Raw genomic sequence first — 25486 nt, 5'->3', positions numbered from 1 at the left:
TGTTATGAGAAGAAGAGGCGCAGCAACTTTATTAATGGTTTCCATGGCAGCATCATTACTGGTGGGATGCGGAGCAAAAGAAAGCAGTCAGCCGACAACGGCAGCGGTCCAGGATACGAAGGCGGCAGAGAGCAAAACAGCAGAGAGCAAAACGGCAGAGAAGGAGGAGACAGAGAAGGCAGCAGAAGCTACAGTATTTCCGAAAGGAACTGTAACCTTTTACATGAACGGCAATCCTCAGTACAGACAGCAGTATTTTGAGACGTGGCTCGATAATCACAGGGATATTGCACCGGAAGTTTCTGTAGAGTTCGTGCAGGTGGAGAGCAACGCGGATGCCAGAGAAAAAATTACGATGACTTCCCTGGCGGGGGCGGTGGAGGACCTGCCTGATGCGGTGTTCTTAGACAGGCTGAATCTGATGGATTTGGTGCAGGCAGGATTACTGGTTGATGAGACTGACTTTCTGGAGCCGTTTGTAGAGAAAATGGTTGACGGCGCTGTTACAGACGGCATGGTAAGCGGCAGGATGTACGGCCTCCCGGATTCCGTGAGGCCGCAGCTGCTGATGTATAACAAAGAGATTTTCGACAAGTACGGCGTAGATCCGGAACAGATGTCTACGATGGATGGCTATATTGAGGCGGGGAGACAGCTGAAAGAAAAAAGCAGCGGTGAGGTTTACTTATCCTGGATAGGCTCTAATAATATGACCTGGAAGTGCTGGGGAAGGCGCGGACTCATGCCGCAGGCGAATGCGAAGGTCTGGGACGATGACGGAAATGTCATTATAGGCAGCGATGAAGGGACAAAGACAGCCCTGGGTGCATTGGATACCATGTATTCGGAGGGCCTCCTGATGCGTGTGGAGATGTATGATCCCGCGTTGTACGATGCGGTCAACAGCCAGAAGATCGCTACCTTTGATATTGGCGCCTACTGGGACGAGTTTATGAGACAGAACTGCCAGGCTGTAGCGGGACAGTGGAGAATTATGTCGGCGCCGGTATTTGACAGTGCAGGCAGGGCGGGCGCCCCTGTATCCAGTTATTTATGCGTGCTTGAAAAGGGAAAAGACGGCGTTTATAAGGAACTGGTAGAACAGATGTGGAAAGATTTCACCTTTGATAAAGAATCAAAGGAAGCATGGGTTAAATCGATGGAAGAGCAGAATGCGCCGTATACGAACCCGATTTCCTTAGAGCTTTTAGAGGACGATTTCTGGAAGGAGCCTTCTGATTATTATGGAGGACAGTCCTTCCGTGAATGGGAGGCCCTGACTCTTAAAAATGGTGCAGATAATATGGTGGTAACGCCGCAGGATGCGGAGGGAGACGAGATCATTTCCGCCGAAATTGAAAAATATGTAGCTGGAGACCAGACGATGGAAGAAGCAATTGCCAATATGGATAAAAATCTGAAGGCTAAGATTGGAAAAGCTGAGATTGTAAAATAACTTCTATTGCAGCAGAGGGAGATATGACGGCAGACGGCTATTTCTGCTGTCATATCTTTATAGGTGAGAAGATGATTAAGACGATAAAAAAATATAAAGCCCCTTATTTGTTTATACTCCCATTTTTTATTCTGTTTTTAGTATTTCAGTTAATTCCCACGGTATGGACTTTTTACATAAGCCTTACGAAATGGAGAGGAATCGGAGCACCGGAATTTGTGGGGCTGGATAATTTCAGAAAGATGCTGATCGACGGCATGTTCTGGGAAGCTCTGTGGAATACGGTAGTGTATTGGCTCACCGGACTTGTGCTTATCTTATTTCTTGCGATTCTGATAGCCTCCCTGCTGAACAGTCAGCTGCTAAAGGGAAAGGCGTTTTTTAAGACGGCCACTTTCCTGCCGAATATCTGCGCAGCTGTAGCGATGGGGTTGATGTTCAGAATGCTGTTCGATGAGAATGTCGGTTTAGTCAACGAGGTGTTGGGAAAGAAGATTCCCTGGCTGGCCAGTACAGCGTATTCGAAAATACCGGTAATCCTCCTGATCGTCTGGAGAAATACCCCGTGGTATACCATGATTGTATTATCGGGGCTTCTGAATATATCGCCGGATTACTATGAAGCTGCCACTGTAGACGGGGCCAATACCTATCAGAAATTTGTCTATATTACGCTGCCTTCCATAAGCAATATCCTGCTGTTCTGTTCCATTACGCTGACCGTGGATATGTGGAAAATATTTAATGAACCTTATATTCTTCCAGGTCCGGGAACGTCCAATACATCGCTGTTCCAGTACATGTATGAATCGGGCTTTAATGTATTTAACATGGGCTATGCGTCGGCAATCGGTGTTATATTGATTGTATTGCTGACCATCATTTCACTGGTGCAGTTCATCGTCAGAAAAGGAGGCAGAGAGACCGTATCATGAAAAATACAGGAAAGAAAATATGGCAGTCCTTCATGGTTCACGCGATTTTGATCGTTATCGTAGCGTTCTGCCTGTTCCCGATCTTATGGATGTGCCTGATCTCATTTAAGAGTACATCGGAAAGCATGACAGGATTTCATTCTCTGTGGATTGAGCATCCAACCTTGTCCAACTTTAAAAGGCTGTTCGAGCTGATCCCGATCGCCCAGAATACGTTTAACAGTGTGTTCACTACGGTGGCAGGAACCCTGACCTCACTGTTTTTCTGTGCCCTGGCCGGTTTTGCATTTTCGAAGTATCGTTTTCCAGGAAGAAAATTCTTATTCTATTTTATTATTGCGACAATGCTGGTTCCGGTGGAGGTCGGCGCGGTTCCCCTGTTTATTATAATGAGAAAATTAAATCTGGTAAACAGCTTATGGTCCCTGATTGTGCCAAGAATAGCCACCGCAATCGGAATCTTTTATATGAATCAGTATATCTCAGATGTGCCGGACGAACTGGTGGAGGCTGCCAAGATTGATGGCTGTAATGATTTTGGGATCTTTATGAAGGTGGTGGTACCTATTATTAAACCGGCCCTGGCTTCGTGGGGGGCGGTCACATTAATTTCCAGATGGAACGATTTCTTCTGGCCGCTGCTTTATCTGCGGAAACAGGCCAAATACACGTTGATTGTAACGATATCGCTGCTCCCGATCAGTGAAGGGCTTTCCACTCCGTGGCCGGTAATCCTGGCTGGAACGACGCTCATCATTATTCCTATCATAATTTTATACATTATTCTGGAACGATTCCAAAAGGGAGGCAGTTTTGCAGGAGCTGTAAAGGGATAAGAGAAAGCCGGAGAACGGACTGTCAGATAAAAATGGAGAAAAAGCTATGGGAAAAATAAATCGAATTGATGTGCTTCAGAAACAGATGAGAGAAAAAGGGATAGAGGCCGCTCTGATCGAGAACCGGAGAAACCGGGAGTATCTGGTTTATACAGATATTTGGGAAGGCAGTATGCTGATCACTCAGGAGGAAGCAGTACTGTTGGTGGATTTCCGCTATTATGAGATGGCGTCATTATCAGTCCGGGACTGCGAGGTACGGCTGTGTAAGAATATCGAAGAAGCTATGAGACAGATCGTAAAAGAACGGAAGCTGTCCTCTGTCTGCTGCGAAAAGAATCTATCCCATCAAAGATATCTGTATTTAAAAGAAGTTCTGGAGGGGATTTGTCTCGACGATACGTACTGCATGGATTCCATCATTAAGGAAAATCGGAAACGAAAAGATGAATACGAATTATCCTGTCTGAGGACAGCTCAGGAAATCACGGACCGAGCATACGAGTATATTTTAACACGCGTAAAAAAGGGCATGAAAGAGTCTGAAATTCGGATTGAACTGGGAAGCTTCATGATCCGGCAGGGATCGGAGAATTTCGATATCGGCTATATATCATCTTCCGGGAGCAAAACCTCACTGCCGCATGGCGGGACCGGCGATAAGGTGGTGGAATCCGGTGATTTGATCATGATTGATTTTGGGGCGGTAATTGGAGGCTATCATTCTGATTGTACCAGGACATTTGCGGTAGGGAGCGCCACGGACCGCCAAAAAGAAGTTTATGAAATTGTGCGAAGGGCCCAGGAAAAAGCGCTGATCAGTATCCGTCCGGGAGTCAGAGGCTGTGATATTGACCGCATAGCCAGAGATTATATTAACGAAAGCGGATATCAGGGCTGCTTTGAACACGGATTAGGTCACAGCATAGGCCTGGAAGGCCATGAAAACCCGAGATTTAATGAAATCTGTCAGGAGATGATCTCTCCGAATGTGGTGATGACCGTGGAACCGGGGATCTATCTGGAACATGATTTTGGAATTAGAATTGAAGATATGGGAGTTATAACAGAGACTGGTTTTGAAAATTTCACGAAGGCCTCAAAGGAATTTGCCATTATATAAACTTGTTATTATTCCAGCTATTGTGGTATATTTAGTACAGAAATTCCGAGAGGCAGGACTGCCAGCAGGAAAAGGACAACAGAGAGGAAACAAGGGTATGGATGGAGCAAAAAATCAGTCAATCAAAGAACTTGTTTATGAGGGAATCCTGAATGATATTATTCAGGGAGTGTACCCGGCTAATTCAATTTTGAATGAGAGGACGTTAGTAGAAAAGTATGGTGTCAGCAAGACACCGGTGAGAGAGGCTTTGGTTCAGTTATGCGGTGAGGGGATTTTAAAGAATATTCCAAGATACGGGTATCAGCTTCCTGTAATTACACCTTCTGAGATCAATGCGATAATCGAATACAGAATCGTCCTGGAGACAGGTGCGCTTAGAAAGACGATGAAGATCATTACAAGGGAACAGATTGATAAGTTAAATGCTCATGCAAAGCATGCGGGAGCTTTGGCGCAGAAGCGTGATATTACGACCCATTGGGCGACGAATATGGAGTTCCATCTGATGCTGTGTGAGTGTTGTTCCAACCAGTTTATGTATAAATCGTTAAACGATGCGTTAAAATTCTGTTCCAGAGGGGCAAGTCAGTACTTTAATAAGTCCTGGGAGACAGGTAATCCGACAGATGCCAATGGCCACGTACAAATTATGGAAGCAATCCGCCATCAGGATGGAAAACTGGCGGAAGAACTATTGGTAAAAGATATTGAATGCCTGTGGAATGAGATTCTCGGGCCGTAGAAATGAGCCTCTCCGGATAAAAAAGAGATGGAGAAGTATGAGGATAGACAAGAATATTTACAAACAGTATATTGCCGTGCTGGAGGAGGAACTGGTTCCGGCCCTTGGCTGTACGGAACCGACCTGCATCGCCTATGCGGCGGCTCTGACGGCCGGATGCCTTGGCGGTATGCCGGATCATCTGGTGGTGGAGAGCAGCGGAAACATTATAAAGAACGTGAAAGGCGCCGTAGTTCCTAATTCCGGCGGATTAAAAGGGCTTGAGGCCGCGGCGGTGTTGGGGGCGGCTGGAGGTAATCCGGAATTAAAACTGGAAGTATTGACCGGAGTAACAGAAGCGGCGATTGAATTAACGAAAAAACTGCTTGAAGACCGCGATTTCTGTGAAGTCAGGGTTATGAATTCCCCGGCGAACCTGCATGTGAGAATTACCGGGATGCGTGATGGCCATGAAGCAAAGGTGGAATTGATACATCAGCATACCAATCTGGTGAGAATCGAGAAAGATGGTCTTGCTTTGTACGAAAAACCGTATCAGCCCGGCAGCTTTGACGAATCCCTGACGGACAGAGGCTGTCTGAATGTTCTTGATATTCTGGCATTTGCGGATGAGGTTCAGATGGAGGATATTCAGGAGCTGATCGACCGCCAGATTGAATATAACGAAAGAATTGCGCAGGAGGGCATGCAAAAGGAGTACGGCGTATCCGTTGGCGCCAATCTTGTGAAATACTACGGCAATGACGTGCAGGTCAGAGCACGCGCCATGGCGGCCGCCGGAAGCGATGCGAGGATGAGCGGCTGTCTTTATCCGGTTGTGATCAATTCGGGAAGTGGAAATCAGGGCATTACCGTGTCGGTCCCGGTGATTGAATACGCAAAAGAGATGGGCGTCAGCCATGAAAAGCTTGTGCGTGCACTGGTCTTCAGCAATCTGATTGCGATTCACCAAAAGACCGGAATCGGAAGATTGTCGGCATACTGCGGAGCGGTCAGCGCGGCATGCGGCGCAGGCGCCGGAATTACATATCTTTCAGGGGGATCGTATGAGCAGATCTGTGCTACAATCACAAATACATTAGCCAACGTATCAGGAATGATCTGTGACGGTGCCAAGCCATCGTGCGCGGCTAAGATAGCAACCGCCGTGGATGCGGCGATTATGGCGCACTGCCTGTCGATGGAGGCGGAGGAATTCCAGCCGGGAGACGGGATCGTAAAGGACACCGTAGAAAATACGATTGAGAGCGTCTGTGAGATTGCATCACAGGGAATGAATGTGACCGATGCGAAGATATTGGAAATTATGGTAAGGTAAACAGTAAATAGTAAACAGAAGGGACAGTAAAATCATACGATTCATGATTTTACTGTCCCTTAAAATGCCAGCAGTTCTGTCCCCTTCAAACGTCATCAGTTCCGCCCCCTTCAAACGTCATCAGTTCTGTCCCCTTCAAACGTCATCAGTTCTGTCCCCTCTAAACGCCTTCAGCGCCGGTTGTCATGCGAAGCCGGACTGCCAGGCGGAGGACTGTCTCAATGGTGGGGCGGATTCATGAAGTAACCGTTCCCGCCCTTCCTCTTAACCTGATACAGCGCCTCGTCGGCCTTCTGATACAGCGTCTGGAAGTCCTTTCCTCCGTAGGGATAGAGAGAAATTCCGATACTGACCGTGACCGTTCCGGACAGGGGGCCGGACTCGAAGAGCTGTGCAGTCTTGTGCTTTAATTCCCCGGCCTTTCGAAGCGTCGCGGAAGGGGAGGGAAGGTCGGTCAAAAAGACGGCAAATTCGTCCCCGCCCATGCGTCCGATGACATCCGTACTGCGGAAATGCTGGGAGAGCAGCGCGGAGATGCTTTTTAACACGGTATCTCCCATGCTGTGCCCCCGGGTATCGTTGATCTCTTTAAAATGATCGATATCCAACAACAGAAATGCGTTAAGCCGGCCAGGATACTTCTTAAGCCGGCGTTCCACCTGCCGCTGCAAAGCCATCCGGTTCAGCAGGCTGGTAAGGGAATCGCGCGTGGCCTTTTCCTGCAGAAGCGCGGTCTCCTGCTTGTAGTCATCGATGTCACTGAGCAGGCCGATGGCATGAACAGGCCTCTTCTCACTGTCAAAGATAGTGGTCACCCGGTTCCGGCACCACAGGTAGGTGCCATCCGCCCGTTTTGCCCTGTATTCTGCCTCCGCATAGGGCGCGCCGCCCAGTATGGCAGAGATCATATCTTCTACATTTTTCTTGTCGTCCTGATGGACAATGTCGTACTCCGTCAGGTTCTTTATGGAAACATCGGGAGGAGGAGGAAAACCGAACATTTTCTCATAGACAGGAGAGAACTGGATCCTGTCTTTAAGAATATCCCAGTCGAACACCGTGTCTCTTGTCTGTTCGGAGATAATCCGGTACCGCTCTTCGTTGAGTGCGGTCGCCTCCCGCTGAAGCTTCTCCTCGGTGATGTCAGAAATGATAAACTGAATGATCTGGCCGGCTTCCATGTCGGAGCGGAAGCGGAACGCCCTGGCGTGCATCCATTTCACATCTCCCTGCCTGGTGCGGATTCTGTAATCCATGATACAGCTGTCCAAATCAGACTTTACGTAGTCGAGAAATTGTGTTTTCACCATCTGACGGTCATCCGGGTAAATGATCTGGTAAAATTGAGAGAGCGGGCTCCCGGGAGGAAGCTCCTCAGGCTGCCAGCCCGTCTGCCGATAAAATTCTTTATTTACATAACGTACCATATTCTTCTTCCCGATCAGCAGCCGGATCAGGCTGTCCGGAATGGTATTGATCAGGCTTTCCAGCTTGGTTTCTGCCTGATGCTTATCGGTGATATCGATGAAAAAGACGTTTACCGTTCGCTCGGCGCCGGTCTTATCCACCCGCGCGCAGTAGGCCGTATTCCAGGCGATGGATTCATCTTTCTTTTGGATCCGGTAGGTGACGGTGGCAGGCTCATTCGTTACAAGAAGCTTCTGCAGCGCCTCCGTGACGATCGGGCGGTCCTGAGGCACGACGAGATTCATTCCTTTGCCGCAGAAGGGGGGAGACTGGCTCTCCGCCTCCGTATATCCGGTCATTCGGTAGTAACCGTCAGTGGCCGTAATGATACGGAATTCGTCGTCCACAGACAGACGTGCGGTTCCGCCAAGCACGGTCTCAGACAGCATATCCAGTTCCTTCTGGGCCTTTTTCAGCTCCATCATCAGATCATTAAAATGCTCTGGTGTAATAGGAACACCATTTTCAACCGGTGAATTACAGGTATTTTCCATAGCTTGCATACAAAAACCGCAAAAAGCGGAAATCGCATATCCTCCTTCCTGCCGATGAAGGTATAATATCGGTATTATATCCGAATTATAGCGCGAAGGCGGGAAAAAATCTATGTGATTTCCGCTGGTCTACAGAAACAGTGAAAATTTTACTTAAATAGTTTGATGCCAGGGATATGCTAGCATTTATCCAGACAGCACAAGGACAGAGGGAGCGGAAACCAGTTGATCCGGCTGTTTCTGCACACCAGGGCACGGGTTTCCTGATAATCAGGAGAAAAGAGAAAACGTATGGCCTCTGTTTCGGACAGCGGCAAGGAGGATATTTCGCTGGTGCGGGAGACGAAGGGAATTCCATCGGTCACAGTCAGCAGGTAACTGCCGTTGTTTTCTACCGACAGGATGGTGCTTCCGTCCATGAGCGGTTCCGAGGCTGCTTTCAGAGAGAGAAAGAATGACAGCACTGCCTCAAAGTCGAGTATCCGGTAATTGTCATCCTGCCTCATCTGCCATCTCTCACAGCAGGCGGACAACGTCTCCATGCGGCCAGTCTCGTGGGGATAAACCTCCAGCAAAAGTTCCGGATCGGAAATTTCCCGGAAATACGTCTCCAGGCAGGAGAAAACCATGGATTCATCTTTCAGGAGCAGCTCAGAAACCGTATTTTTCCCCGCAGTTAAGTAACCGACGAAGGCGCCGCCGTGAAGAACCTCGTAAGTTTTTTCATACCAGCTGCCTGAAATGTCTTTAAAGTCAGCGGCTGAACGGTCTGGGCGGTATGGCAGTGCTTTATGCAGGCGGGCGATTTCCTCCCACACAGGGTCCTGGACTCCGGTCACTTCACGCAGGCTTACATCGTAATGAGAAAAGGCATGTCTGCAGTGACGGAAATTATCACGGCTGAACCGATAAGTCATGACGCTGCCGCATGGTTCATAACCGAAATAGCGGTAACGCTGTCTCAAGCCAGTGAGGCAGCTGAGCGCCATGTGGTTTTCCTTCATATCCCGGATGGCATCGTTCATCAGGCGCTTCATGTAGCCTTTCCCGCGGCTGTCCGGATGGACCGCCACGCTGCCTATGGCGGCGCATGTAAGAGAACGGCTGCCAAAATGGAGTGTTACGGGCAGAGAGCAGACGACCGCCTTGATTTTCCCTTCCTCAAGGGCCAGAAAATGGCATGACTCGGTATTTTTTCCGTTTCCATATAATTTAGGGACCAGGGAGGCAAAATCATGGGGGGTGCCGGAAAGGCTGAAAACCATGTCGATAAATTCAATGATCTGCGGTAATTCTCCGCAGAGGGCTTTTCGGTATTCTGTCATAGGCGGTCCTTTCCTAGCGGGAAGTGTCTCCCAATGTCTGTAAGTGTCTCATATCCCCGTATAATTCAGTGAGATGGCGGAACTGGTCTTCGCGGTAAAAGCTGCATTTGCCGCTGCCATAATACTTGGCCGCCTCGATGACGAAGCGGGCCGTCTCCTCCAAATCGGCCGGATGGGTGGCCCCGGTGGCGCATCCGGCTACCATGGTCTCCGTCGTGATGGCGACTCCGACTACGGGCGCGTCCGTGGCCGTGGCCGGCTGAAGGATGCTGTTGATATGGTATAAATCGTTGCCGTAAGGCGTGATATCCTGAGTCGCCAGAGGAAATACGCGGGGAAGCTGTCCGGTGGTAGTCTGCATGATGTCCAGAAGATCGTCGGAGACACTTAAGATGTAGCCGGATTTTACGGTGTTGGAGATGGCAAATCCTCTGTGATTGATGATCCGGTTCCCTTTTGTCGTATCGACCGACAGGATGGCATCCATGGCGGACAGCACTTCCGTCTCATTGTTTTGATGCATTTGCACGGGAGAACCCATAAATGGGACGGGATCATGCGGTTCCGTTGGGGCGTCAGGGCAGATATGGGTGGCGATAATGACGTCGCCTTCCAGGATATCCCCTTTTTTCTGCATATCCAGCAGCTTGGCGGCGACGGTAAGAACTGTGCATGCGCCATCCCCGTCAGAGACAAATCCAGTCATGACCGGCCGTGCTCCCAGGCCGCCGAGCCTGCCGATGACACCCAGCGTGGGCGCGGTTCTGCCGGATGATTTACCGTTCTTTCCCGGAATCAGAACACGGATTACATCCGTGCTGCCTTTCGGTCCGGTGAGAGGAAATACCTCAACGTTTGCAGCCGGATTGACGGAGAGAAGATAATCTTTCATGCGCGCACCGCTTGCCGCGCTGTCGTCAAGAATATCGAAAACTTCGAGAAGTTGTTTCATTACCATTAGGAAAGCCTCCTTTATTTCATGTTGAGTCATTATAGTATAGTGAAAATTGAAAATCAAGAAGGCTCTCCCAGGTTTTGACTGTTAATTGAAGAAAATTTAAAATATAGAGCGTTAATTGTGCAAAACGCATTAAATATAAAAAAAACCATGTGCATGGTAACGAAGCCATAAAATAAAAAATCCGATATACTTGATCTCAGTGAAACGTCGGCAAAGAGGCGGACCGTTGGATTGGGGACGGTCCGCTATTTTTTAAAAACCAAGGAGGAATGATTATGAGAAGGAAGAAATGTTTGGCAACTCTTACAATGGCGGCCATGGTGGCTGCGTCTCTGGCAGGCTGCAGTTCGTCGGGGGAAAAGACGGATAACAGCCAGGCGGCGGTCAGCGGCGAGACTACGGTTTCAGACAGCGGTGAGAAAAAGAAAGATTCCGGTTCCGCGACGGTGGTCAGCATGTGGCATATGTGGAGCGGCAGCGAGGCCGAGGCATTTCAGACGGTAATTGATGATTTCAACGCCAGCCAGGATGAGATCCAGGTTGAGGTGCTGGCGTCTCAGACCGAGGAGAAGATGCTGACTGCTATTCCCAGCGGCGACGGCCCGGATATTGTACATACTTCAGATACTACGTGCAGCAAGTGGGCGCAGGCCGGTCTCTTAAGCACGCTGGACAGCTATATTAACTCGGAAAATGTGAAGGTCGATGACATTTACCCTTCCGTGTACGCCCTCGGCACGTATGGCGGAGAACAGTACGGCCTGCCGTATACCATGGATTCCTACATGCTTTTCTATAATAAGGGCGTTCTCGATGAACTGGGACTGGAGCCGCCGAAGACACTGGAAGAGATGGCGGAGATGTGTAAGCAGGTTACGGTAAAGGATGCAAATGGAGAGTACACACGGCTCGGATACGTTCCGGATTATCCGTGGATCGACAGAGTTGAGATTCCGTATCTGTTCGGAGCGGAATTCTATGATTTTGATAATGACCAGGTGACGTGTACCAGTGACGAATTCAAGAACGCACTGAATTATAAGGCACAGTTCTATACCGAATATGGAATTCCGGAAGTGACCAAGTTCAAGAGCGGCTTCGGTGCTTACGCTTCCAATGACAACGCATTATTCCAGGGGAAGATCGTATTCTCCATCGAGGGTGAGTGGTTTGAGAATTTCATCAATTTATACGCACCGGATGATTTCGAATGGGGAGCGGTGCAGGTTCCTGTTACCGAGGCAAAGCCGGAGATCGCTGGCTGCGGAAGACTGCAGGGAAGTCTCCTTTCCATCCCGTCTACCAGCAAGAATTCTGATGCGGCCTTCCAGGTAATCCGTTATCTTACCTCCGGTGACGCTTATGTTAAATTCTGTTCCCTGATTGGAAACCTTCCGACTGCGTACTCTGCTTTGGAATCAGAAGACCTTGTAAAACAGGCGCCTCAGCTGGAACCGTTTATAGAGAGTGTGCTGGAAGGCAAAGCGAAGGCCTTCCCGGCGGTACCTTTCAGCGCGGAATACTCCGACATTCAGGGGCTTGAGGAGCAGGCTGTCTATTCCGGCGACAAGACTGTGGAAGAAGCGGTGGAAAGTATGTATGAACAGCTGCAGCCGCTTGCAGATGAATGGAAAAATGCCAGATAAATTTTAATAAGAAGTACAGGGCTGCTGTCCGTGGAAAAGCGGCCCTGTTTTCTATCAGAGGTGAAAAACAGATGAAGAAAAAGAAAAAATATAATTCGCAGGCACCTCAGATCCGTCTGGCCATGGTATTTTTGCTGCCATGGGTGATTGGGTTGATCCTGTTCCATATTTATCCGATCGTCTCAACGGTCTATTACAGTTTCACGGAATACAACCTGATGAAGGCTCCGAAGTTTGTCGGCCTGTTAAATTATAAGAAAATATTCCATGACGATTTATTTTACAAGGCGGTCTATAACTCCCTCTATTTTGTGGTGATTGGAGTGACCCTGCAGATCGCGCTGTCGGTATTTTCGGCGGTTTTACTTAATATGAACGTAAAAGGGCGAGGAATCTTCCGCACCCTTTTTTATCTTCCGACTCTCGTGCCGCCGGTGGCCAGCTCCCTTGTCTGGATGTGGATGCTCAACCCTCAGTACGGTCTGGTAAATGCGGTCCTGAAGTTCTTTCATCTGCCGCAGCCGCTGTGGCTGTCTTCGGCGGAGTGGTCCAAACCGGCCATCATCCTGATGACTCTGTGGGGAATTGGAAATACCATTATCGTGTATCTTGCAGGCATCGGTGATATTCCCAGAGATTATTACGAGGCCATCGACTTAGACGGCGGCGGCCCGATCTCGAAGTTCCGCTACATAACGTGGCCGATGCTCTCAAATGTGACCTTCTTCCAGGTCGTAAACGGCATTATCATGGGCTTTAATACCTTTACACAGTCCTATATCGTGGCGGCCTCGGCTCCCAAGGGAAACGGTACGCTGGGCGGTGTGAAAAATTCGCTTTTATTCTATGCGGTGGACATTTACAACGAAGGCTTTAAGTATTTGAAATTCGGATATTCCAGCGCGCTGGCGACCATTATGCTGGTGGTAATGATCATCATTACCTTTTTCCTGTTCAAGGGATCGAAAAAATGGGTCTATTACGGAGGTGAATGAGAATGAAAAGACGTATCAAATCGGCGCTGAAGTATATTCCTCTCTGTCTGGCGGGCTTATTTTTCCTGGTGCCATTTATCTGGCTGATCAGCACTTCCTTGAAAAGTTCCGACCAGATTTTCTCGTATCCGCCCAAATGGATTCCGAAGCCGGCAAAATTCAGCAATTACAGGGAGGCCTTCGAGGCGATTCCGTATCTGAAATATATCCTGAATACGATGAAAACCACTTCTCTGGCGGTTCTGGGAAATGTTCTGTCGGCCCCCATGATCGGCTATGCCTTTGGAAAATTAAAATGGCCCGGACGGGATAAGGTGTTCATGCTCGTGGTTGCCACCATGATGCTTCCCTTCACCGTCACCATGATTCCTTTATACAGCCTGTTTTCGAAGCTGGGCTGGATCAATACGTATATTCCGCTGGTTTTGCCGGATTTCCTGGGTACGGCCTACTTTATCTTCCTGATGCGCCAGTTTTACCGGAATCTGCCGGACGAGTTCATGGAGGCGGCCAGAATCGACGGCGCCAGTGAACTGTGGGTCTACGCAAGGATCGCGCTGCCGCTGGAGAAACCGGCTATCGTCACTGTCGCGCTCTTCTCATTCGTCTGGTCCTGGACCGATTTCATGGGTCCGCTGATCTATTTGACGAAATCCACGAAATGGACGATCTCCCTGGGACTCAGCCAGTTTACCAATACATACGGAGTGGACTGGGCGCTCCTGATGGCGGCTTCCGCCATAGCGATCCTGCCTATGATAATCCTGTTCTTCTTTTTACAGAACTACTTCGTGGAAGGAAGCATGAGCTCCGGCGTGAAAGGCTAGAAGTCTACGAGGTAAAATCCTTATGGTATCCAAGCTGATAGACACAGATGCATAAATACAGGGTGAAGAGCGCATCTGTGTTGTGTTCAAAGTCAAAATCGAATTTCAGCAGCTCCTTGATGTGCTGGAGCCGGTAGGTCAGGGTATTCCGGTGAATATACAGGGCCCTGGCAGTCTTCTGGATGTTAAAGGAATTGTGAAAATACTGCTGAAGCGTCTCAAAAAAGTTAGTATCGTTGTTCGCGTCGTACTCGATGAGAGGCGAGATAATATCACGGCTCAGCTTCCGGAAGTCCTTTAGCTCCGGGATGTTGAGAATGTGGTAAATACTCTGCTCAAAATAGGAGGAGGCGCTGTTGGATAAGTTCAGCTGCTTCTGAACCTTGATGGATTTGAAGCTCTCTTCAAAGGAGAGGGCGATGGTCTCCACACCGAAGTGCGCGCTGCTGATCCCGATTCTCAGAGAAAAGCGGGATTCCAGCTCCTTGTACAGATTGTTGGACAGCACATAGCTTTTTGTGATGATATCCAGATCCTGGTCCTTGTACGGATAGAGGAGAAAGACGCTGGCGAAATTGTGGTTATAGACCAGAAAGTACTTGTCTGCAGTGAGGTAATTGCGGAGTCTGGAGATGAGCTCACGAAGCTCGTCCTCGTTATCCTCCGAATCCTGAAGCTGCAGCGTCATGCAGACCCGTTTTAAGTCCGGATTGAAATTGTAAATATTACAGATGTTCCTGATTTCATCCGGAGTCTTGGAGCTGCTGCTGTGGAGAACCTGGAGAAACGGCGCATAAAAATTATTGGAAAAACCGGCAGCGGTAAATGCGGTTTCCTTGTCCAAGGTCAGGGCAAGAAAAGGAAGCGCGTTCTCCACAATGGCCAGAAAGCGGCTGTCAGTCAGTTCGATCTTTTTATCGATGCAGAGGTAATAGCTGTAGTTGGGAAGCGGAAGTGCCTTACATACAACCGTTTCTCCGGAAACGGAAAATTCGGCGGTATCGGATTCCGGCTCACAGGCAGGGGACAGCAGGGAAATCTGCAGGGGAGGAATCTCTCCGAACGCGTGATCAGACGCGGCGAAGGTGTTCCTGTGACTCGAAAAGGCCAGTCTGGCGGCTGTCGGATGAAAGCCGGCGTCGGTCAGAATGAACGTAAATCCCGAGACACCTGCGAGATAGTCCAGAAGGTCAGACAGGCTGCAGTTGGAATAATATAAGTTGGAAACCCGGATCAGTTCGTTATAGACAGGTTTGTTGTAAGTTTTATCGTTTCCCATGATTTCCCTCCCTGTAAAAGTATATTTAATTATAAACGAAATGAAACAAATTGCAAAGGAATAATAGTAAGATGAAAAAGAAAATATTCGTGGCAGGTATTTATCAGGAGAGCAACTCCTTTTCTCCGCTCATGTCAGAGCAAAAAGATTTTTTGACGTATTTGAAGGGGGAGGAACTGACGTCTCAGACGCCTGGCGTCAAAGAACTGGAGGACGCCGGTTATGAGGTGATTCCCGGGCTCTGTGCCAGTGCCTGGCCGGGGGGGATTTTAAAGCTGGAGGACTATCGCAGGATGGTGGGGGAGATCCTGGAGCGGCTTCCGCTGGATGGTTCGCTGAGCGGCATCCTTTTCCCGTCCCATGGGGCGCTGGAGGTGGAGTTTATCGGGAGCGGGGACGCGTTTCTGATCAGCATGCTGCGGGAACGGGTGGGCCCCAGGGTTCCGATCGCCCTGGCGCTGGACCTTCATGCCAATAATACCTATACTCTCGCAAGGCTGTCGAATATCATCTACGGATACCGTACCGCGCCTCACATCGACATTGCGGAGACCAGCATACGGGCCGCAAAGCTTCTGATAAAGGCAATCGAGGAAGGAAAAGAGCCCTGGACGGAGTTAGTCCGTCTGCCCTTTATGATGCCGGGAGAAAACATGATGACGGAATCCGGATTCGGAAAAGAAGTGATCTCCATGGTGGCGGATTTAGAGCGCGTTCCGGGTGTCTGGTGTTCCTCGTATTTCGCCGGAATGCCATGGGTGGACTGCGCGCAGGGCGGCTCCTCCATCGTGATCTCGGGAGTGGGGGATAAGCGCCCGGGAGTGAAGGCCGCTGTGGAACTGGGCAGAAGAATCTGGGAGCGGAGGGCGGAATTCAAGTTCCAGGGGACGGCCATGGAGCCGCTTAAGGCGCTTCTCACGCTGGACCGGTGCGGCCATTATCCGGCCTTTCTCTCGGATTCGGCGGATAATGTGACGGCTGGTGCGGCGGGGGATAACGCGTATATGCTGGATATGATCCTGAAACAGGGGATTAAAGGTGTTCTCGTCGCCCATTTTATCGACGGCCCCGCTGTGGCGTTCTGCGCCGCAAAGGAGAAGGGGGACCGGTTTGATATAAGCCTGGGCGGCACGATCGATCCGGCGGGAAGCGTGAGAACGGTGCTTACGGACGCCGAGCTGGTGGAGGTATTCCGGCAGGGCGGAAAAGCAACGGCTGCAGTCGTGAAAACAGATGCGGTGACCGTGCTGATCCTGGCCGAACGCGGACCGATCACCTCGGAGGCCGTGCTGAATTCGTACGGACTGAGCGCATATGATTACCGGATTACCGTGGTAAAACAGGGGTATTTGACGCCGGAATTCTATGAGGTGCTGAAAGAGTATATCATGGCTCTGACACCGGGAAACTGCGCCCAGGATCTTACTATGGCGGCGTATAGGAATGTGCGCAGGCCGATGGAACCGCTTGATATCGTGGGGGATGAGAGGCGGATTGCGGAGACGTATGAAGTAATAGACGATTGACCGGAGAAAATATAACAGGAACGGACAGGCGGTAAATATTGATATGCCCCCTGTCCGTTCCTGTTTTGTGTTTTTCGGAATAAATATCCTATAGAATGTCTGATTCTACTCGCTTTATATAAGTCTCCAATGAATTTTTATCAATTAGTGAAGGGATGACTCCCTGCCTCAGTACACAGAACCCGGCGGCATAGGTCGCTATTTTTGCGGCCTTTTCTATGGAGTGGCCTGCAGAGAGATAGACAGCCAGAGCTGCAATAAAGGCATCTGCCGCACCGGTGGTATCCACAGGGGTAAAGGGAGCTGCCGGAATATAGCCGGTAAAATCGCGGCTTTTGACAAAGCACCCGGAATGTCCCAGTGTAATGATAACCGTTTTTGCTCCTCTCCGGATAAATTCCTCTGCTTTCTCCTCTATATCAGAAATTTCGGGACAAAGAAGCTCGGCTTCTTTTCGGTTGGGTACAAAGATATCAATCAACGCCATGAGTGAGGGACTGATCCGGTTCATTGCAGCCGGTTTCAGGATGTTGAGTACGCCGTATTTTTTTGATATCCTGGCAGCTGCCTCCACAGCCTCTTCCGGAACTTCTGTCTGAAGCAGACAATATCCGGCTGTCTCAAATACTTTCTCATATGGAGTGATATCATCGGGACACAGTTTTTTATTGGCGCCAGATAAAAGCGTAATCATACTTTCGCCGTCGTTTTGTACATGAATATAGGCTTTTCCTGTCTCCTCATTGGGAACCCGCTTTAAGCCCTGAATATCTACGTGGTTTTCTTCCATACAGGTGTAGACGAGGATCGAATCGTAGTCACTTCCCACCTTCCCGATCAGTACTGCTTCACTGCCAAGCCTTGCGACACCAACCGCCTGATTGGCACCCTTACCACCGGGGATGACCGAGTGTTTACTGGTACCTACGGTGCGCCCCGGCTGGGGCAGTTCATCCACATTCAGCGTAATATCGATATTGATACTGCCAACCACGATAATCTTTCGGGCATGAGATGAAAAAGGAAGGTCCAGGCTTTTTGTATTCTCTAAAACATATTCGGCCTGGAAACTATCGGATCCCCCTCCTTTTTTTTCACATTTTTCAATCAGACGTTTACAGACAAATGCTCCAAATTCGTAGTATGGAATCTTGATGCTGGAAATGCAGGGGAATGCTATATTTTCCCTTGCATCGTCACGCAGACTGACAAGGGATAGATCCTGTGGTACATGAAATTGGCGCCTCGATAAATGATCCATCAGAATCAGGGAGGAGGCATAATGAGTACTGACAATGCCTGTGGGAGTGTGTGACAGAATACCGTCGCACCAGTCATCCGTTTCGACAGAAAGTCTCATTGAGTCACTATATGGAATGCTATGGTCAAAAAGGCATTTCTTGAATCCCTCAAAAACCATAGCGGATCGCATACTGCTGTGTTTGGTCAGACAGGCTATTTTTGTATGCCCGTATTGCAGCAAAAATTCTGTAGCCGCATAGCCCATGGCAGAAAAATCAATAAAAAAAGAGGAAGGCTCGGCCGGAGCGCTGATGCGGCAGACCTCAATATTGTTCTCTGCAAAGTAACGTTCGTATTCCAGGCTTTTATTGCATACCGGTTCCCAGATTACGCCATCAACATTATTCTTGCAAAGTGAAGTTATATTTTTTAATTCACTTTCAGGGCTGTCTTTGCTGTCGTAGAGCAATACACTGTAACCATTATTCTGGGCGGTGGATACGGCCCCGTTTATAAAACGGTTTGTTTTAACTGCGGATTTTAAAAGCACTCCCAGGATAAAAGTTCTGGCATCTGAAGTATTCTTTACAGTGCCATAGGGGGTGTAATTGTATTCCTTTACTATTTTAAGTACACGGTTTCTTGTTTCTGTATTAATGTTGGCATCTTTGCCGTTAACAATTTTTGATACGGTAGAGATGGAAACGCCTGCAAGTTGAGCGATCTCTTTAATGGTCATATGGATTCTCCCTATATATATGTTAAGTCTATTATGGTATAGATGGGAATCTTTGTCAATTGAAATAAAAAAACATATTGTAGATAATATATAAAAAAACAATTTCTAAAAACATTTTTGTTGATATTAATGCTAAAACATATTGACAAGTGGAAAAAATATGATAATATATAACTATGAAAATTATTTAAGAAAACATTTTCCTATACATAATATCAAACGGAGGTAATGATGAAGAAGGGCATATTGGTAATTGGAAGCCTGAACATGGACCTGTCCATTGACCTGGCTAAGATGCCTGTGACCGGCGAAACGATTTTGGGAAGAGGAATCGCTTATAAAGCTGGAGGAAAGGGGGCCAATCAGGCGTGCGCAGCTGGAAAGCTGGGAGGGAGAGTCCGGATGCTGGGGTGTGTTGGACAGGATGAATTCGGACAAAAGCTGGTAAAGAGCCTGTCAGAGTCCGGTGTAGAGACTGATTACATAAAAGAAAGCCGGGATCTGCCGACAGGAACTGCGGTAATTTATGTAGATGATAACGGTGACAATAGTATTGTTGTAATTCCGGGCGCAAATATGGCTTGTGATATTGAGTATTTAAAAGAGCAGGATGAACAATTTCATTGGTGCGATTATGTGGTACTTCAGATGGAAATTCCTTATGAAGCGGTCTGGTATTCGGTGAAACGGGCAAAAGAGCTGGGGAAGATGGTGATCTTAAATCCAGCGCCGGCACCGGACGAAATACCAGAAGAAATTCTTTCGCTGGTGGATTACCTTACCCCCAATGAGACGGAAATTATCGCATTGAATGGTAAAAGTAAAGACGATATCAGGGAGGGGGCTGAAAAACTGCTTAGCCGCGGAGTGAGCAATGTAATTGCAACTCTGGGAGACAGAGGAGCTTTGCTGGTTAACCGGTATGGCGAGACATTTTATCCGGCAAGAAAAGTGGTGTCAGTGGACACGACGGCTGCAGGAGACTGCTTTAATGGAGCTATGGTTGCAGCACTGGCGGAGGGGCAGAGCGAGGCAGAGGCAATACTATTTGCCAATATAGCTTCTTCAATTGCAGTAACCCGGAAAGGGGCGCAGGAATCACTTCCAATACGAGAAGAAGTGGCGGTGATTATGTGAAATATATTTTAAGAAAGAGAAGGGAGAAGAAGATGATGAAGAAAACAAAGAGGATACTGGCATTAACTTTGACGGCGTGGAGCCTGCTGTCACTGACCGCCTGCTCGGGCCCAAAAGCGTCTGAGACGGCGACAACAGAAAAACAGGCGGCAGGAGAATCAACAACAGCAGAGAAAACTGAGGCAGCAAAGGGTGAGGGAAAAAGAGAAAAACTGGTTATTTCCACGTATTTGGCTGATGCGGCGCAGGTGGCGGTAAGAGAGAAATATATAGATGGTCCACTGCAGGAAGCATTTCCGGATGTGGATATTGAGATCAAGATGTATAATGACCGTCAAAGTCTGCAGGTGGAGGTTGCCGGCGGTGGCGGCCCTGATATTCTGGACCTGGATGGCCCAACCGATGTCGCTGAATTCGCGAAAGCGGAACGTGTTCTGGCGCTTGATGATTATGCGGCAAAATATGGCTGGCAGGATATGTTTTATGGCTGGGCCTATGACAGCTGTTTCTATAATGAAAAACTGTTTTCACTGCCGACAAGCTTTGAGGGCATGGTGATTTATTACAATATGGACGTCATGGAAGAGAATGGCTGGAAAAAGCCGGAAACAAAAGATGAGCTGATCACCCTGATGAAGGAAATTAAGGACAAAGGGATTATACCACTGTCATTTGGAAACTCCAATTATCAGGGCGCAGTTGACTGGCTGTATTCAACATTTACCAGCTGTTACGCTGGACCGGATGTTCTTCGTAAGGCCTTGACAGGAGAAGGCAAATTCACAGACCCGAAGCTGACTGCATCAATTCAGACCATGGTTGACTGGTGGACAGAAGGCTGGCTCGGAGACAACGCTTCTCAGTCTATTACGAACGAAGACATGATGGCTTTCTTTGCAGAAGGCAGAGCCGCAATGATGATAAATGGAACATGGGCTTCAAACCAGCTGAATACGACATATCCAGACTGTAACTGGGATTCTGAGATGATGCCGAAAGATCCGGAGATCGGAAGCATACTTCCGTTTGCGACAGGCGGTGGGTATTCCATTAATGCTAACTCTAAAAATCCGGATCTGGCAGCGGAAGTATTAAATTACTTATTTACAAGTATGGACCGTCACTATGCATCGATTAATGAAGCAGGGTATCAGCCATATCCTTTAAAGGATTTCGACATATCCAAACTTGAGGGTATGGACCCGAAGATGTTTGACCAGTACCAGCTGCTTATGGATGCACAAACGAACAACCAGATTGGTTTCTGCTCTTGGACATTCTATCCGTCTGACATGAGAGTCTATATGAATGAAAATGTGGATTCTATGTTCTTAGGGGTACTCAGCGTGGACGATTTTATGAATAAATCTCAGGAATATCTCGATGCTGCGCTGGCAAGTGGTACAGCTCCGGTGCTTCCTGAATAATTAAAAAAACTTGCAGAAAGCTGAATCATAAATAAATCGGACACGGATGAGTGATGTTTCAATATTAAGGGGATTCCCATGAAACGCACACTCATCCGTGTTTTATCAGGAAGGTGAATACGTGAAAAACAAGAAAATACATTTGACACCATATCTTTTTATACTTCCGGCCTTTGCAATCCATCTTGCGCTTGTTACCCTGCCGTCGTTAAGCACACTGGTTATGTCACTGTATGAATGGAACGGTTTGGGCGCTGCTAAATTCATAGGCCTGGATAATTTTAAAGAGATTGCAGCGGATCCTATGGTGAAACAGGCAATCTTACATAACATTGAATGGCTGCTGGTATTTATTACAGTACCGCTCATTCTTGGGTTTGTTGTAGCAATTATTGTAAGCCAATTAAACCGGGGGCAGATGATTTTTCGTACAACATTTTTTATCCCTTATGTCATATCGGCGGCGGTTGCAGGTAAAATCTGGACTGCCTATATGAACCCGTATTATGGGTTTAATCAGGTATTTGCAAAACTTGGCTGGGATGGCCTGGCGAAAACACTTTGGCTTGGAAATCCCAAGATCGCCCTGTATTCGGTTGCGTTTGTTGATAACTGGCATTGGTGGGGATTTATCATGGTGTTATTTTTGGGAGCACTACAGCAGGTTGATTCCGAACTTTATGAAGCTGCCAGAGTGGATGGAGCAAACCGGTTTCAGGAGCTTTTGCACGTGTCTATCCCGGGAATCAGACCTACAATTGCTTTTGTTCTCATTATGACGATCATGTGGTCCTTCCTGACATTCGATTACGTTTACATTATGACGAACGGCGGTCCGGCCAATGCGACAGAGATTATGTCGACGTATATTTATAAGAATGCATTTACAAAGTATCGGGCGGGTTATGCCAATGCACTCTGCGTAATTCAGTGCGGTATCTGTATCATACTGTATTTTGTGCAGAAGGTGATCAGCGAGAAGGGAGGGATTGAGAATGGATAAGAAAAAGAAAATCAGTATCTGGTATATCGTTAAATATGTATTTTTATTTGGGATGCTGCTGTTTGCTCTTGTGCCACTGCTTCAGGTATTCATAAACTCCTTCCGATCGGATCGGGAGGTAAAGACGATGCCATTAGGGCTGCCGAAACAGTGGGTATTTAACAACTATCCTGAGACATGGCAGATCGGCGGTTACGGACAGGCATATATTAACAGCCTGCTGATAGCGGCAGTGGTAATTGTCGTGGTTTTGGCAGTGGCCGGTTTGGGGGCTTATTCTATCAGCAAGCTGGAATACAAGGGAAGAGGATTTTTTAATGCTTATTTCTTCGTGGCAATCTCTCTGCCTGGATTCCTCTATATCGTACCAGATTACTTTATCTTTAACAAACTTCATCTGATCGATACCAGAGTAGGGCTGATGCTGGTATACATTGCAATGCAGATACCGTTTAATATGTTGCTTTTAAAGACGTTTCTGGCGGGAATTCCCAGAGAATTGGAGGAGGCAGCGAAGATCGATGGTTGCAATGAACTGGACAGCTTTATGAAAATTACACTGCCTATTGCAAAACCGATGTTTTTAACTGTGGCTATTCTTGTATTTGTGAATGTGTGGAACGAGTACCTCTGGTCAAATACGTTTGTTACTACAGAGATTATCAAACCGGTTGCTACCCGGTTTGTCAAATTTACTGGTGAGTATGGCAGCGATATGGCCAAGATTTATACGGCTAGTGTTATCACGATTGCACCTGTTATTATACTGTATCTGCTGTTCAGCCGTAAATTTATTGAAGGTATGACGAGCGGAAGTGTGAAAGGGTAGCAGAAAGGGAAACTATATGAAGACGGAATATATAGAAAAGATATACGCGGGATGGCTGGCAAAGATAATCGGCATCCGGTTCGGAGCGCCTGTTGAAGGCTGGACTTATGATAAAATTAAAAATATCTTTGGCGAGAGGCTGGAACATTATCCGGCGGATTATATTAATTTTGCAGCAGATGACGACAGCAATGGTCCTTTGTTCTTCCTGCGCTCAGTGGAAGACAGCAAAAAAGGATATCATGTGAAATCTCAGGATGTGGCGGAAGCTCTGCTGAATTATGCCCCTTTTGAACATGGATTTTTCTGGTGGGGCGGATTTGGTATATCAACGGAGCATACTGCTTATTTAAACTTGAGAAATGGCATTTCTGCGCCGAGAAGCGGGAGTATCGAACAGAATGGAAGCACGATGGCGGAACAGATTGGCGGTCAGATTTTTATTGATACATGGGGCCTTGTAAATCCGGGAAATCCAGATAAAGCCGCTGTGATGGCAAGGGAAGCTGCCAGCGTAACCCATGGTGGTAACGGCGTGTATGGCGGTATCTTTGTAGCTGCCTGTATTAGCTGTGCGTTCGACGAAAAAGATATTGTTAAAATTATAGAAAAAGGTTTGAGCTATATTCCGGAGAATTGCGAGTATGCAAACGTGGTACGAATTGTAATGGAGTATCATGCGGGCCATCCGGATGACTGGAGAGCGTGCTATCATTTTATACATGATAATTATGGTTATGACAAATATCCTGGAAACTGTCATATTATTCCCAATGTTGCGGTGATGATTCTGGCTCTCCTGTATGGAAATGGTGAATTTGACCGTACGCTGGAGATCTGCAATCTTTGCGGTTGGGATACAGACTGCAACGTGGGAAATGTAGCGACGATTATGGGAGTAATCTGTGGGCTGGAAGGCATTTCTTATGATAAATGGAGAAAACCGATCAATGATCTGCTCATTTGCTCCAGTGTAGTGGGCTCGTTAAATATTATGGATATCCCTTATGGGGCGTCCTACATTGTGAAGCTGGCCAGTGAACTGGAGGGTACAGAGCTTCCAGAACTGTGGAAGACAATCACGAAATCGAGGATTGACAGCTGCCACTTTGAGTATCCTGGTTCCACCCATGCAATGAGACTGAGAATCGAAACGAACGACAGAAAGGCCTCTGAAAACAGAGAACTTTCTATTATGAATACGAATGAGACGGCATATACAGGGGAACGTTCCTTGAAGTTCCTGGCCAGAACTATGGAACCTGGAGAAAACGTCTACGTTTATAAGCAGACTTATTACAGGCCGGAAGACTTTTCGGACAGCCGCTATGATCCCTGCTTCTCACCGCTTGTTTATCCAGGCCAGATTCTTCATGGAAGTGTATGCATTCCGGAATACGGGCCCAAAGCGAGAGCGGGCCTGTATGTGAGAGACATTCATACAGGAAAAGTATATGAGGGAGAGATTAAAGAACTGGTAAAAGGACAGTGGAAAGAACTGACGTTTGAGATTCCGGGAAATATGGATGCATTAATTGGCGAGATGGGCATGTGCTTTCATATTGAAGGTAAGCATATGGAATATTTTGATTTTGTTGGATTTGTTGATGATCTCTATGCTGACGGCGCAGCGGATTACAGGGTGGATTTCGCAAAGGAGGAAGAAGAATACTGGCCTGGCACGGTGCACAGAGAGATCAGCCAGTTTACAAAACTGAAAGGCAATACGTATCTCGCAAATGGACAAGTCCACATTGCATGCGGTGATTTTGGCGAGATCAGTACTGGAAGGTATGATTGGACTGATTATACGGCCGAATTTACCATAACACCGATGACTGGGACTCATCATATGGTGATTGTCAGAAGCCAGGGGGCAATGAGATCGTACGGTGTAGGATTCGATGCGGCAGGCAGATTAACCGTGTTTAAAAATTTAAATGGATATAAGGCGATGGCATCTATGCTGTTTGACTGGGAGTACGGCAAAGAGTATAAGATTACCGTTAATGTTGCTGGGAATGTGATTACTGCCGGGATCGATGGAGAGACAATCACCTGGGCAGACGATGGGGAAGCATATTTACACGGCGGGATCGGCCTGGCTGTATTGGAAGGAAGTCATATGAGCTGCAGTGGAATTCGAGTGAAATAGGGAGGCATTTATTGACGGAAA

At 47.8% G+C, this 25486-nt stretch carries 20 protein-coding genes; 15 read left to right on the top strand and 5 right to left on the bottom strand.

Going from position 1 to position 25486, the window contains the following annotated elements; all coding sequences use genetic code 11:
• The first annotated feature begins 4 nt into the window (after positions 1 to 4).
• From H8S80_RS19600 to H8S80_RS19575, 6 genes are all read left to right on the top strand, one after another.
• Positions 5 to 1456 (top strand): ABC transporter substrate-binding protein, encoded by a 1452-nt coding sequence (locus H8S80_RS19600; protein WP_117621505.1) that lies wholly within the window; start codon positions 5 to 7, stop codon positions 1454 to 1456.
• Positions 1457 to 1527: 71 nt separating this feature from the next.
• On the top strand, positions 1528 to 2391 hold the full coding sequence (locus H8S80_RS19595; protein WP_117621554.1) for a carbohydrate ABC transporter permease: 864 nt from the start codon (positions 1528 to 1530) through the stop codon (positions 2389 to 2391).
• Positions 2388 to 3227 (top strand): carbohydrate ABC transporter permease, encoded by an 840-nt coding sequence (locus H8S80_RS19590; RefSeq protein ID WP_117621504.1) that lies wholly within the window; start codon positions 2388 to 2390, stop codon positions 3225 to 3227. Before H8S80_RS19595 ends, H8S80_RS19590 begins: the two co-directional genes overlap by 4 nt.
• Positions 3228 to 3273: 46 nt before the next feature.
• Positions 3274 to 4350, top strand: a complete 1077-nt coding sequence (locus H8S80_RS19585) for a M24 family metallopeptidase (RefSeq protein WP_117621503.1) — start codon at positions 3274 to 3276, stop codon at positions 4348 to 4350.
• 97 nt (positions 4351 to 4447) lie between these two features.
• Positions 4448 to 5095 carry a GntR family transcriptional regulator gene (locus H8S80_RS19580; protein WP_002601236.1) on the top strand — a complete coding sequence of 216 codons (648 nt, stop codon included), beginning with the start codon at positions 4448 to 4450 and terminating at the stop codon, positions 5093 to 5095.
• Between the two features lie 37 nt (positions 5096 to 5132).
• Entirely contained in the window at positions 5133 to 6413 is a 1281-nt protein-coding gene (locus H8S80_RS19575; protein WP_117621502.1) for an L-cysteine desulfidase family protein, read from the top strand.
• Between the two features lie 218 nt (positions 6414 to 6631).
• Here the strand turns inward: H8S80_RS19575 and H8S80_RS19570 are convergent, their stop codons facing one another.
• From H8S80_RS19570 to H8S80_RS19560, 3 genes are all read right to left on the bottom strand, one after another.
• Entirely contained in the window at positions 6632 to 8383 is a 1752-nt protein-coding gene (locus H8S80_RS19570) for a sensor domain-containing diguanylate cyclase (protein WP_117621501.1), read from the bottom strand.
• Positions 8384 to 8553: 170 nt separating this feature from the next.
• Positions 8554 to 9699, bottom strand: coding sequence for a GNAT family N-acetyltransferase (locus tag H8S80_RS19565; protein ID WP_117621500.1), 1146 nt, complete (start codon positions 9697 to 9699; stop codon positions 8554 to 8556).
• 13 nt (positions 9700 to 9712) lie between these two features.
• Complete coding sequence (locus tag H8S80_RS19560; RefSeq protein ID WP_117621499.1) at positions 9713 to 10657, bottom strand: DUF1177 domain-containing protein; 945 nt, start codon at positions 10655 to 10657, stop codon at positions 9713 to 9715.
• A gap of 278 nt (positions 10658 to 10935) precedes the next feature.
• On the opposite strand from H8S80_RS19560, the gene H8S80_RS19555 reads away from it, so the two are divergent.
• From H8S80_RS19555 to H8S80_RS19545, 3 genes are all read left to right on the top strand, one after another.
• Entirely contained in the window at positions 10936 to 12306 is a 1371-nt protein-coding gene (locus H8S80_RS19555; protein WP_181987906.1) for an ABC transporter substrate-binding protein, read from the top strand.
• Positions 12307 to 12377: 71 nt separating this feature from the next.
• Complete coding sequence (locus tag H8S80_RS19550; RefSeq protein WP_002601230.1) at positions 12378 to 13301, top strand: carbohydrate ABC transporter permease; 924 nt, start codon at positions 12378 to 12380, stop codon at positions 13299 to 13301.
• Between the two features lie 2 nt (positions 13302 to 13303).
• A complete protein-coding gene (locus H8S80_RS19545; RefSeq protein ID WP_002601229.1) occupies positions 13304 to 14128 on the top strand; it encodes a carbohydrate ABC transporter permease in 825 nt (274 codons plus the stop codon).
• 4 nt (positions 14129 to 14132) lie between these two features.
• On the opposite strand, the gene H8S80_RS19540 is transcribed toward H8S80_RS19545, so the two are convergent.
• Positions 14133 to 15407 carry a PucR family transcriptional regulator gene (locus H8S80_RS19540; RefSeq protein ID WP_117621497.1) on the bottom strand — a complete coding sequence of 425 codons (1275 nt, stop codon included), beginning with the start codon at positions 15405 to 15407 and terminating at the stop codon, positions 14133 to 14135.
• Positions 15408 to 15478: 71 nt separating this feature from the next.
• On the opposite strand from H8S80_RS19540, the gene H8S80_RS19535 reads away from it, so the two are divergent.
• Entirely contained in the window at positions 15479 to 16933 is a 1455-nt protein-coding gene (locus tag H8S80_RS19535) for a M81 family metallopeptidase (protein WP_117621496.1), read from the top strand.
• Between the two features lie 88 nt (positions 16934 to 17021).
• On the opposite strand, the gene H8S80_RS19530 is transcribed toward H8S80_RS19535, so the two are convergent.
• Entirely contained in the window at positions 17022 to 18914 is a 1893-nt protein-coding gene (locus tag H8S80_RS19530; RefSeq protein ID WP_117621495.1) for a PfkB family carbohydrate kinase, read from the bottom strand.
• Positions 18915 to 19142: 228 nt separating this feature from the next.
• On the opposite strand from H8S80_RS19530, the gene rbsK reads away from it, so the two are divergent.
• From rbsK to H8S80_RS19505, 5 genes are all read left to right on the top strand, one after another.
• Positions 19143 to 20051, top strand: a complete 909-nt coding sequence (gene rbsK / locus H8S80_RS19525; RefSeq protein WP_320959263.1) for a ribokinase — start codon at positions 19143 to 19145, stop codon at positions 20049 to 20051.
• Between the two features lie 32 nt (positions 20052 to 20083).
• Positions 20084 to 21478: an ABC transporter substrate-binding protein gene (locus H8S80_RS19520; protein ID WP_147338537.1), complete on the top strand. Its 1395-nt coding sequence runs from the start codon at positions 20084 to 20086 to the stop codon at positions 21476 to 21478.
• A gap of 121 nt (positions 21479 to 21599) precedes the next feature.
• Positions 21600 to 22481 (top strand): carbohydrate ABC transporter permease, encoded by an 882-nt coding sequence (locus H8S80_RS19515; protein WP_117621492.1) that lies wholly within the window; start codon positions 21600 to 21602, stop codon positions 22479 to 22481.
• Entirely contained in the window at positions 22474 to 23310 is an 837-nt protein-coding gene (locus H8S80_RS19510; protein WP_117621491.1) for a carbohydrate ABC transporter permease, read from the top strand. The genes H8S80_RS19515 and H8S80_RS19510 overlap by 8 nt, the downstream gene beginning before the upstream one ends.
• A gap of 16 nt (positions 23311 to 23326) precedes the next feature.
• Positions 23327 to 25465, top strand: coding sequence for an ADP-ribosylglycohydrolase family protein (locus H8S80_RS19505; RefSeq protein WP_117621490.1), 2139 nt, complete (start codon positions 23327 to 23329; stop codon positions 25463 to 25465).
• The last annotated feature ends 21 nt before the right edge of the window (positions 25466 to 25486 follow it).

The organism is Hungatella sp. L36, from assembly GCF_014288035.1.
The sequence above is the reverse complement of the archived record's forward strand: the minus strand, read 5'-3'. Positions and strand labels throughout refer to the sequence as shown.